This is a genomic window from Vibrio sp. YT-19(2023), assembly GCF_033337395.1.
This window is the reverse complement of record NZ_JAWOQN010000188.1, coordinates 1-988: the sequence shown is the minus strand read 5'-3', so window position 1 is coordinate 988 and position 988 is coordinate 1. Positions and strand designations below refer to the sequence as shown.

General features: G+C 43.4%; 1 protein-coding gene. It reads right to left on the bottom strand.

The window, feature by feature from the left end; genetic code table 11:
• Positions 1-367 precede the first annotated feature (367 nt).
• A partial coding sequence (argA, locus tag R7E78_RS24785; protein ID WP_318058429.1) for an amino-acid N-acetyltransferase occupies positions 368-988 on the bottom strand: 621 nt, incomplete at its 5' end.

Here is a 988-nt window from a genome sequence, read left to right as displayed (position 1 = left end):
TACAAATGATTGTTCTCATAACAGTGCTCGTCTCGGCTTATTTAAAGTCAGATTAACAACTGTCCTTGGTGTGCAATGCGGGCTAACTAGTTATCGACTGCCCAGCATTTTAGGGTGAAGGCTACGTATCATCACCTAGATCCATTTGCATTGGTTAAAAACCAATCACTAGCGCGCAGAGTATAGCCAACAGTGTGTATATTGAAAAGGTAAAAATGGAACTAAAATCAATGTAATGCTTTGCATATCTAAATTAATGGTATTGCTGCTTATGATTCATGGTTTTATTATTGAGAGAGTCGGAGCATGGCGTTCCAAACATCGGATTGCGGATTCAGAACGCACCTGTTAATCATGTTGAGTTTGTTTATAAGTCTAACGCTAAGATTTTGGACTTACGCTGAAAGTTGTACAGCCCTTGTTTGGCTCCTGGCAAGTAATCGACTCCAACTTCGTAGAATCCTTGCTCTCTAAACCAATGCAGACTGTGGGTGGTAAGGACAAAAATCTGGTTGATGTTTTCTGATTTTGAACGATGCTTCATGTAGTTCAGCAGCAACAAACCTCGGTTGCCATCCCGATAGTCTGGGTGAATAGCAACACAGGCCATTTCAGCTTTTCGTTCTTCAGAATATGGGTATAAAGCCGCGCATCCGATGATTAAGCCATCTTTTTCAATGATGGTGAATTTACCAATCTCTTGCTCTAGCTGTTCTCTCGAACGCCTGACCAAAATGCCTTGTTCTTCTAATGGATGAATCAATTCCAAAATGCCGCCGATGTCATCAATACCAGCTTGACGAACTTGCTCTGCGCTTGCCATGACGACTTGAGTTCCGATACCGTCAAACGAGAACAACTCCTGAATCAAAGCCCCATCTACTTTGTAGCTGATGAGATGGCTACGTGGGACGCCAGCGCGACAAGCGGCGATGGAACCTTTGAGGAAACGCAAAGTGCCCGTGTTGTAATCGGAATCTGAAGCGTG